General features: G+C 59.7%; 9 protein-coding genes and 3 tRNA genes. 6 read left to right on the top strand and 6 right to left on the bottom strand.

The genetic code is table 11. The annotated features are described in order from the left end of the window. The 6 genes from DK254_RS34455 to bamE all read left to right on the top strand — a co-directional run. Positions 1-527: virulence factor TspB C-terminal domain-related protein (locus DK254_RS34455; RefSeq protein WP_305888120.1), on the top strand; the 527-nt coding region annotated here is incomplete at its 5' end. Between the two features lie 15 nt (positions 528-542). Then, the gene (locus DK254_RS02415; protein ID WP_109931953.1) at positions 543-836 is read left to right on the top strand and encodes a DUF2523 family protein; all 294 of its coding nucleotides are present in this window, start codon (positions 543-545) and stop codon (positions 834-836) included. Positions 837-838: 2 nt separating this feature from the next. Beyond that, complete coding sequence (locus DK254_RS02410) at positions 839-2,035, top strand: zonular occludens toxin domain-containing protein (protein WP_109931951.1); 1,197 nt, start codon at positions 839-841, stop codon at positions 2,033-2,035. Between the two features lie 148 nt (positions 2,036-2,183). Beyond that, positions 2,184-3,467, top strand: coding sequence for a hypothetical protein (locus DK254_RS02405; RefSeq protein ID WP_109931949.1), 1,284 nt, complete (start codon positions 2,184-2,186; stop codon positions 3,465-3,467). Beyond that, positions 3,467-4,495: a tyrosine-type recombinase/integrase gene (locus DK254_RS02400; protein ID WP_109931947.1), complete on the top strand. Its 1,029-nt coding sequence runs from the start codon at positions 3,467-3,469 to the stop codon at positions 4,493-4,495. The genes DK254_RS02405 and DK254_RS02400 overlap by 1 nt, the downstream gene beginning before the upstream one ends. Positions 4,496-4,581: 86 nt before the next feature. Further along, complete coding sequence (bamE, locus tag DK254_RS02395; protein WP_146219552.1) at positions 4,582-4,902, top strand: outer membrane protein assembly factor BamE; 321 nt, start codon at positions 4,582-4,584, stop codon at positions 4,900-4,902. A gap of 71 nt (positions 4,903-4,973) precedes the next feature. Here bamE and DK254_RS02390 read toward each other — a convergent pair. From DK254_RS02390 to alaS, 6 genes are all read right to left on the bottom strand, one after another. Further along, positions 4,974-5,050: transfer RNA gene (locus tag DK254_RS02390), tRNA-Arg, on the bottom strand. A gap of 101 nt (positions 5,051-5,151) precedes the next feature. Continuing rightward, positions 5,152-5,228 (bottom strand) — tRNA-Arg (locus tag DK254_RS02385). A gap of 109 nt (positions 5,229-5,337) precedes the next feature. Beyond that, positions 5,338-5,428 (bottom strand) — tRNA-Ser (locus tag DK254_RS02380). A 60-nt stretch (positions 5,429-5,488) separates the two neighbouring features. After that, positions 5,489-5,674, bottom strand: coding sequence for a carbon storage regulator CsrA (gene csrA / locus DK254_RS02375; RefSeq protein WP_003085981.1), 186 nt, complete (start codon positions 5,672-5,674; stop codon positions 5,489-5,491). A 185-nt stretch (positions 5,675-5,859) separates the two neighbouring features. After that, positions 5,860-7,095 (bottom strand): aspartate kinase, encoded by a 1,236-nt coding sequence (locus DK254_RS02370; protein WP_089391823.1) that lies wholly within the window; start codon positions 7,093-7,095, stop codon positions 5,860-5,862. A gap of 100 nt (positions 7,096-7,195) precedes the next feature. After that, positions 7,196-9,820, bottom strand: coding sequence for an alanine--tRNA ligase (gene alaS, locus DK254_RS02365; protein ID WP_109931943.1), 2,625 nt, complete (start codon positions 9,818-9,820; stop codon positions 7,196-7,198). Positions 9,821-9,915 lie beyond the last annotated feature (95 nt).

The following is a 9,915-nucleotide window of genomic DNA, read 5'->3' as shown; positions in this document are numbered from 1 at the left end:
GCTCTAGCGGTTCCGGTGGTGGTGGTGGTGGTGGTGGTGGTGGTGGTAACGGCGGCAAAGGCGACGATACGACTAACTGTGATCCTGCGACTGATCCTAAGGCCTGCGAGGGCGGTTCTACTGACGGTGGCGGTAAGAAGTGCGATGCGCCTATTCAGTGTGATGGTGACGCGGTTATGTGCGCCATTCTTCAGCAGCAGCATAAAGATACGTGCGAATTGATGGCTGATCCGTCTGATGAGGAAAAGTCGAAGTTTGAGCAGGATAAGGCGACGGAAGAGACTAAGGTCGATCAATTGCAAGAGCAGTTAGACGATAAAGCAAGTTCGATATTTGCTGACTTCCAAACGAAGGCTTCAGGTTCTGAGTATGGCGGTGCATGTCTGACGGATCAGACTGTTGACGTTATGGGGCATGAAATAACGTTCAAATGGTCTGTCGCTTGTCCTTATTTGCTTTGGCTACGTTATGCGCTGATTGCTATGGCCTATTTCTACGCGGCGCGAATTATTTCGCGTGCGATATAGGGGGGGGGATTTGCTATGTGGGGCGTCCTTGTTCAGGCATTGATTGCCGCAGTGGGTTATCTGCTTCCTCGGCTGCTGGCGGCATTGGGTGTTGTGGTTGTATCGGAAACGGCGGTTAAGCCGATTCTTGATTGGTTGCATAATAAGATCATTACTCAAATGTCGGGGCTTCCTGAGCAGGGGCTCCATCTTTTTCAGTACATGGGTTTTGAGGATGCGATAGGTATTGTTTTTAGTGCCTATGGTGTTTTGTTGGGTTTGCAGGCGGCGAAAGCTGCCTTTTCGAAGTCTGCGTCTAAGGGGCAGTAGTCATGCTTAAGTTAGCGACTGGCCGGAATGGCGCGGGTAAGACTTCTAATGAACTGTGGGATTTTCTTTATAACAAGCGCTATGAGGGGCGTCCTAAGTTCTGCACTAAAGTGAAGGGTTTCGAGCCGGAAAAGCATGGTGTCACGCTCATTGAAGACTTGACTAAGTGGCGTGAGCTTCCGGCAGGCGCCTTAGTTTTTGTCGATGAGGTGCAAGACTATCTTGGTGCTCGTTCGGGGCGCGAGGTTCCAGAATGGATTAATGAGTTCGCCAAGCATCGCCACAAGGGTTATGACTTCATATTTACCACGCCCAGCCCGATGATGCTTGATCCGTTTGTTCGTGGGCTTATTGGGCTTCATGTTCACTATAGTAAGCCTTGGAACATTAAAACTTTCCGGCGTAAGTGGGAGACTGTCCAGCCTAATCCAGACTCAAAACAGTCTAAGCGTGAGTCGTCGCCTGAAGTTGTTCGGACGAATCTGAAAGTTTTCGAAATATATACTTCGACCGAGTTTGATACGCACAAACCTCGGCCGCCATGGAAGTTAATTGCTGTCTTGGTGGCGGCATTGATTGCGCTGATTGGTGGTGGTTCTTATGCGTATTACACGATGAATCATATTTCTGATAAGCCGGAAGGTGATTCTGTTACTTCGGAGGTAAAGAGTAGTGATGCTCGAGTTAACCCTGCTCCTTCTGGGGGCTCTGTCGGGGCTGTTGTTAATAATGATGCTGGAAGCGTGGTTTGGTCCTTAGAGACTGTGCAGCCTCGTATCCCGGGAATGCCCTGGACGGCTCCTATCTATGACCAGCTGACTAAGCCGAGTGACTTTCCGCGTATTGCGGGCTGTGTGAAGTTCCAGACGGGGCCGTGCCGGTGCTTTACCCAGCAGGGTACGCCGATATCCATGGCTCAGGCGGCCTGCCTCGTGAACATCAAAGAAGGGATGTTTGATCCGTGGCGCTCCTCGCGTCGCCAGCAGGCCCCGCAGCAGGTCGCACAAGCTCCTTCATCCCTGTCGCCCGCTGCTGACTCGCCTACGCGGCTTTTCCAGCAGGAAAGCGCCCCGCAGGTCGTTCCTGTGACGGTGGTGCCGGATACCGAGTATTCGTCGCGGCCATGGCGGTCGGCTAGTGCGGGTGCCGCGGCCACCTATGTCCAGTCGGGTGGGAGCTTTGACTATGTGCCTCGATAGGAACTGGGGCTGCCGCTGGCCCGCGAACGTGAATTGCCGAGGTACGAGGCGACCACGTTGCGGGCCGGGCGGCGGCGGGGTGACGTCCCTGTAACACGTCATAGAGACCGAGTTTCGACAGGACATAGATGGATAAGGTTGGATAACGATGAAAAAGGCAAAGGATCAAGTTCGGTTGGATCGTGAGACGGCGCTGGGGAACCCGCGCGGCCGGCTCTTCATTGATCCAATTTCAACCCGGATGACGGACCTTTCCGGCGTGCGTCTGCTTCGGTGTGGTGTGGATACGGTGCGGCAACTGTATCGGGGCATGATTCGCCCTGAGGTGGTTGGGTTCTTTGAGGAACCTGGGCTTGTCGATTTTGCCGGGTTCCGTTGGCATGCCGGTCGGGTTGGCCGCGACAGTGGCTATCAGTACAAGCTGCAGAATGCTGACCTTGGGCTGGTGCTGCTGGTGAAGAATTTCAATAGCAAGCTGGACTCTATAGGACCGCACCTGAAAATCGAGGTGAGCCCGCACACTATCGACTCGATGACGCATACCGAGCTTCAGAGGCTCATGGATGACCTGGCCGGGCAGGTGCTGGTGCATTGGGAGCGTAATCAATGCGCGGTTCACTTGGCGCTCGATGTGCAGGGTTGGGAGCCTCCGGCGGACCTGTCTACGCGGATGCATTGCAAGGCTCGCTTGCAGCGTGACATCAGCGGTATCAGTGAAATTTCCTGGGCTGCGAAGGCTTCTGTCTATGGTCGTGGCGAGACCTTCATGTTCGGTTCAGCGAACGGTATTCAGCTGAGCATCTACAACAAGTCGGTGCAGGCGAAGGCGACGGACAAGCTCGACTATTGGGAGTCGATCTGGTCGCGAATCAACAATCCTTTCGATGAAACGGATCCCGCGAACTATCAAAAAGATCAATCGGTCTGGCGCATAGAGCTTCGTTTCCATCACTCGGTGGTGCAGCAGTTCGCGGAAGGTTCGGCCAGCATGGATACCGGGGCCTATATTGGTACTGACTGCTATGCCGATCTGGTGCCGCACTTGGATGGTCTGTGGTCCTACGGTGTGTCGCTGTTCCGGCTGCTGGCTCGTCCGGGTGTCTATGAGGCGTTCTGGACGTTGATTCGCCAGGATGTGCACGTCGAGGTGCCGGTGCCGTCGCTGCTCGATCAGACGGCCTATAAGCGCTACTACAAGTCGTCGCGGGGCTTCTCTGGTAAGAATGTTGACCTTTTCATGGGGAATTTCATTTCCTTGCTTGCCCGTGAGCGTGTCGGCGCAAAAAAGGCGATGGCTAGACTCCAGGAATGGGAATGCTGGCCCGTTATTCGCGACCACTACGCCGCAAAGGGAAAGGACGAAAGGGCGATCTATGAGCATGTGCGGGACCTCCTCGAGGAGCGGACGATACGCTGGGGGAGGGCTGTCTAGTGGCGATCAAAAAGCTCCCTTGTGGTCGTTGGCAGGTCGACCTATGGGTGACGCCGGAAAAGCGGGTTCGTCGTCGTTTTAAGGTCCGTGCCGAGGCTGCACAGTTTGAGCAGCACCTGCTTAAAAAGGCGGCAGAGGGAAAAGATTGGGCGCCAAAGCGGTCGGATCGTCGGCGGCTCTCCGAGTTGGTTGATCTTTGGTACAACCTGCATGGTCATATGCTTAAGGATGGCGAGCGGTGTCGTGTCACTTTGGACCATATGGTGGTTAGACTGGGTGATCCGGTGGGGGCGACCTTTCAGGCGCATCAGTATGCGCTGGATCGTCGGTTGCGGCATGAGGCTGGTATATCGCCCAAGACTCTTAATAATGAGTTTGGTTATCTTCGTGCGGTTTTTAATGAATTGCGCAGTCTTGGTGAGATTGCATATGTCAATCCGTTAGAGCAGGTGAAGCCATTTCGTATTGATGAACGGGAGTTGTCTTGGTTCACTGATGATGAGGTGGATGTTTTGCTGCATGCGATTCGTTCGGGGTGTGAGAATCCGCATGTTGAGCCGATTGTGATGATTTGTCTTGCTACCGGTGCGCGATGGTCGGAAGCGGAAGGGCTTGGTCCGTCAAGGCTTCGTGATTCGGTTGTGACGTTCTCTAAGACAAAGTCCAGCAAAGTTAGATCAGTTCCAATTGATCCGGCGCTTGAGCGTTTTGTTCTGGAGCATTGGAAGCGGCATGGTCGGTTTACTAGTGCTATTGGTTCGTTTCGACGTGCGCTAGATCGGTCTGGAATTGAGCTACCTAAGGGGCAGGCAAGTCATGCGTTGCGGCATACGTTTGCGAGTCGTTTTATGCAGAAGGGCGGGAATATTCTGGCATTGCAGAAGATTCTCGGTCATTCCAGCTTGGCTATGACGATGCGTTATGCGCATTTTGCGCCTGAGCATTTGGCTGAGGCAGTTCGCCTGAATCCGTTGGCGGGTAAGGCAATTTTTGGGCAAAACGATGCCCAGCCGGCGGATACCGTTTAATTTTTTCAAGAAAAATCAAATACTTAGGGCTTTTTCTCGGGTTGTAGCAGCGGGCGCACAACCCGACGCCGGGCAGCGGCAAGCCGGTGCCCCTCGCCCGCCAGGAACCGGCGCGCCGGCAGGCGGCCCCGGGTGGCGGCGGGACGGTAGTGGTCGGCGAGCGCGAGGACGGCTGCGGCAACCAGCTCGACGACCGGGAAAGGCGCACCGCGATCCTGCAGAAGCGCATCCGCACCGGCATGACCCGCGCGGACGTGGAAAGCGCCTTCGGCCGCCCGGACCGCGTCAGCCAGCTGGACGAGCGGCAGCGCTACCACTACGACGCCAGGCCCGGCCAGGGCAGGCGCACGGTGACCTTCGACGAGTTCGGCTGCGTGCAGGGCAAGGCGGCGCGCCAGCGGCGCTGAGCCTGAGTCCGGGCCTGAAAAATCGGGGGCAAAGAAAAAGGGCCTGCATTGCTGCAGGCCCTTTCGGTAGATGGCGCACTCAGGAGGATTCGAACCTCCGACCGCTCGGTTCGTAGCCGAGTACTCTATCCAGCTGAGCTATGAGTGCGCTGGTTGGTGCAGTTTAGCCAGGTTCACCAACTGGTGCAGCACCTTGGGCCGGGGCCTTTCGTCGCTGCTGGCGTCCGCTTTCGCGTACCGCCTGTGTAGTGGCGCACTCAGGAGGATTCGAACCTCCGACCGCTCGGTTCGTAGCCGAGTACTCTATCCAGCTGAGCTATGAGTGCGCTGATGGGGCGCAGATTCTAGTCCTAACTTTCAGACGTGTCAAACAGATTTTTCAATCTTTTCAGTAGCTTAGCTACCTGACGCGTCATTCGCACCAGAATGTGCAAATGGCGGAGAGGGGGGGATTCGAACCCCCGACACCCTTTTGAGGTGTACTCCCTTAGCAGGGGAGCGCCTTCGGCCACTCGGCCACCTCTCCGCAACACGGGGCGCATGATATCCATGTTTTCCCCGTTTGCAAAGAATTTTTTTAGAAAAATTAATGGTTTGGTTCTTGGTCTTTCTCTTTCTGAATGCGCTGGTAGATCTCTTCGCGGTGGACAGCGACTTCCTTCGGCGCATTCACGCCAATGCGCACCTGATTTCCCTTGACGCCCAGTACGGTCACAGTGACGTCATCACCAACCATCAGGGTCTCTCCGACCCGGCGAGTCAGAATCAGCATTCCTTTCTCCTTTCGTGTTTCGGATAAGCAGTCTGCAAAAAAGAAATGGCGGCAGAGCCACTGAAAATCAAGTGTGTGCTCCTTCACCCAAGTATTGACCAGTCCACGCGGAATGAAAGTTCCGATGGCCCGGTCAAAAACGACAAAAGGCGCGGGATGAGCCGCGCCTTTTGCATGATGCCGTCTTACTCGCCCTGGCGGGCTGGGGCATCCAGCTCGAAGGCGGTGTGCAGGGCACGTACCGCGAGCTCCAGGTATTTTTCCTCGATGACCACCGACACCTTGATTTCCGAGGTGGAGATCATCTGGATGTTGATGCTCTCCTTGGCCAGCGCCTCGAACATGCGGCTGGCGACGCCGGCGTGGGAACGCATGCCGACGCCGACGATGGAGACCTTGGCGATGTTGGTGTCGCCGGTGGCTTCGCGCGCGCCGATGTTGGCGGCGGTCTGCTTGAGGATTTCCAGGGCCGCCAGGTAGTCGTTGCGGTGCACGGTGAAGGTGAAGTCGGTGGTGTTATCGTGCGAGACGTTCTGCACGATCATGTCGACTTCGATGTTCGCGGCACTGATCGGCCCGAGGATCTTGAAGGCCACCCCGGGGGTATCCGGTACGCCACGGATGGTCAGCTTGGCTTCGTCGCGGTTGAAGGCGATGCCGGAGATGATCGGCTGTTCCATGGATTCCTCTTCATCAAGGGTAATGAGGGTGCCCGGACCCTCCTGGAAGCTGTGCAGCACGCGCAGCGGAACATTGTACTTGCCGGCGAACTCCACCGAGCGGATCTGCAGCACCTTGGAGCCGAGGCTGGCCATTTCCAGCATTTCCTCGAAGGTGATCTTGTCCAGTCGGCGGGCCTGCGGCACTACGCGCGGGTCGGTGGTGTAGACGCCATCGACGTCGGTATAGATCTGGCACTCGTCGGCCTTCAGCGCCGCGGCCAGGGCCACGCCGGTGGTGTCGGAGCCGCCGCGGCCGAGGGTGGTGATGTTGCCGTGCTCGTCCACGCCCTGGAAACCGGCGACCACGACCACGCGGCCGGCCTTGAGGTCGCTGCGGATGTTGGCGTCGTCGATGCTCAGGATACGCGCCTTGGTGTGCGCGCTGTCGGTCAGGATGCGCACCTGGTTGCCGGTGTAGGAAACCGCCGACACACCGCGCTTGATCAGGGCCATGCTAAGCAGGGCGATGGTGACCTGCTCGCCGGTGGAGACCATGACGTCCAGCTCGCGCGGAACCGGCTGCTCCATGACCTGCTTGGCCAGGCCGATCAGGCGGTTGGTTTCGCCGCTCATGGCGGAGACCACCACCACGATGTCATGCCCCGCCTCGCGGAACTTCTTCACCTTCTCGGCCACCTGCTCGATACGCTCGACGGTGCCGACGGAGGTCCCTCCAAACTTCTGTACGATCAAAGCCATTTCAAAAGCCGCCTGATTCCTGAAGGGCGCCCATTAGACAGGCATCGCTGCCCCTTGCCAAGGCCCGCCGGGCGCGCCGCGGGCCTGGCCTTGCCGGTGCTTACCGGCCCTGTTCGACGAAGGCCTTGGCCAGGGCCAGGGCCTCGTCCAGCTTGCCGGCGTCGGTGCCGCCGCCCTGGGCCATGTCCGGGCGACCGCCGCCCTTGCCGCCCACGGCCGCCGCGGCCTGCTTCATCAGGTCGCCGGCCTTGAGCCTAGCGCTGAGGTCCTGGGTCACCCCGGCCACCAGCACCACTTTTTCCTCGAGCACGCCGCCGAGCAGGATCACGCCGCTGCCCAGCTTGTTCTTCAACTGGTCGACCAGCGCCAGCAGCGCCTTGCCGTCCAGGCCGTCGAGGCGCGCGGCCAGCACTTTCACCCCGGCCACGTCCACGGCGGAACCGGCCAGGTCGTCACCGGCGGCGCTGGCGGCCTTGGCCTTGAGCTGCTCCAGTTCCTTCTCCAGCTGGCGGTTGCGCTCGAGCAGGCCGGAGAGCTTGTCCAGCAGGTTGTCGCGGCTGCCCTTGACCAGGCCGGCGGCTTCCTTGAGCTGCTCTTCGGCGCCGTTCAGGTAGGCCAGCGCGGCCGCGCCGGTCACCGCCTCGATGCGGCGCACGCCGGCGGCCACGCCGCCTTCGCTGGTGATCTTGAACAGGCCGATGTCGCCGGTGCGGCCGACGTGGGTGCCGCCGCACAGCTCGACGGAGAAGCCGCCGCCCATGGTCAGCACGCGCACCTGGTCGCCGTACTTCTCGCCGAACAGCGCCATGGCGCCCTTGGCCTTGGCGGTTTCGATGTCGGTCTCTTCGGTCTCAACTTCGCTGTTGGCGCGGATTTCGCGGTTGACGATGTCTTCCAACTGCTTCAGCTGCTCGGACTTGATGGCCTCGAAGTGGCTGAAGTCGAAGCGCAGGCGCTGGCTGTCGACCAGCGAGCCTTTCTGCTGCACGTGATCGCCCAGTACCTGGCGCAGCGCGGCGTGCAGCAGGTGGGTGGCCGAGTGGTTCAGCGCGGTGGCCTGGCGCACCGAGGCGTCGACCTCGGCCTTGACCGCGGCGCCGACGCTCAGGCTGCCCTGGGCGACGATGCCGTGGTGCAGGTGGGCGCCGCCGGCCTTGGTGGTGTCGCGCACGTCGAAGCGCACGCCGGCGCCGGACAGGGTGCCGCAGTCGCCGACCTGGCCACCGGATTCGGCGTAGAACGGCGTCTGGTCGAGGACGACCACGCCCTCCTCGCCTTCGTTGAGTTTCTCGACGGCCTTGCCGTCCTTGAACAGCGCGATGATCTGGCCGGCGCCGGAAACGCCCTGGTAGCCGAGGAAGCGGGTGTCGCCGTCGACCTTCACCAGACTGTTGTAGTCCATGCCGAAGGCACTGGCCGAACGGGCGCGCTCGCGCTGGGCCTCCATCTCGCGCTCGAAGCCTTCCTCGTCGAGGGTCAGGCTGCGCTCGCGGGCGATGTCGTTGGTCAGGTCGACCGGGAAGCCGTAGGTGTCGTACAGCTTGAACACCACGTTGCCGGGGATGACGCTGCCTTTCAGTTCGCTCAGGTCCTGCTCGAGGATCTTCAGGCCCTGCTCGAGGGTCTTGGCGAACTGCTCTTCCTCGGTCTTGAGCACGCGCTCGATGTGCGCCCGCTGCTGCTTCAGCTCGGGGAAGGCCTCGCCCATCTCGCCAACCAGCGCGGCGACGATCTTGTGGAAGAAGCTGCCCTTGGCGCCCAGCTTGTTGCCGTGGCGGCAGGCGCGGCGGATGATGCGGCGCAGCACGTAGCCGCGGCCCTCGTTGGACGGCAGCACGCCGTCGGCGATGAGGAAGCTACAGGAACGAATGTGGTCGGCGACCACCTTCAGCGACGGCGCGTCGTCATTGGCGCAGCCGATGGCCTCGGCGGAGGCTTTCAGCAGGCTCTGGAACAGGTCGATCTCGTAGTTCGAGTGGACGTGCTGCAGCACCGCGCTGATGCGCTCCAGGCCCATGCCGGTGTCCACGCTCGGCGCCGGCAGCGGGTGCATCACGCCGTCCGCGGTGCGGTTGAACTGCATGAACACGTTGTTCCAGATCTCGATGTAGCGGTCGCCGTCTTCTTCCGGCGAGCCGGGCGGGCCGCCCCAGATGTCGGCGCCGTGGTCGTAGAAGATCTCGGTGCAGGGGCCGCAGGGGCCGGTGTCGCCCATCGCCCAGAAGTTGTCGGAGGCGTAGGGAGCGCCCTTGTTGTCGCCGATGCGCACCATGCGCTCGGCCGGCACGCCGACTTCCTGGGTCCAGATGTCGTAGGCCTCGTCATCGCTGGCGTAGACGGTGACCCAGAGCTTTTCCTTGGGCAGGTTCAGCCACTTGTCCGAGGTCAGGAATTCCCAGGCGTAGGTGATGGCATCGCGCTTGAAGTAGTCGCCGAAGCTGAAGTTGCCCAGCATCTCGAAGAAGGTGTGGTGGCGCGCGGTGTAGCCGACGTTTTCCAGGTCGTTGTGCTTGCCACCGGCGCGCACGCATTTCTGGCTGGTGGTGGCGCGGGTGTAGGCGCGTTTCTCCAGGCCGAGGAAGCAGTCCTTGAACTGGTTCATGCCGGCGTTGGTGAACAGCAGGGTCGGGTCGTTCGCCGGAATCAGCGAACTCGACGCTACGCGGGTATGCCCCTTCTCTTCGAAGAAGCGGAGGAAGGCTTCACGGATTTCAGCGCTTTTCATAGGTTCTTCCACGGAAAAATGCGGCCACGAATCGCCGGCAAAGGGCCGCATTATATCGGCCCTGCGTACCGGGTACAGTGTGTTTGTACGATAGA

The organism is Pseudomonas sp. RW407, assembly GCF_003176655.1.
GTDB lineage: Bacteria > Pseudomonadota > Gammaproteobacteria > Pseudomonadales > Pseudomonadaceae > Pseudomonas > Pseudomonas delhiensis.
Note: the sequence above shows the minus strand (reverse complement) of the source record. Positions and strands in the feature narration are given on the sequence as shown.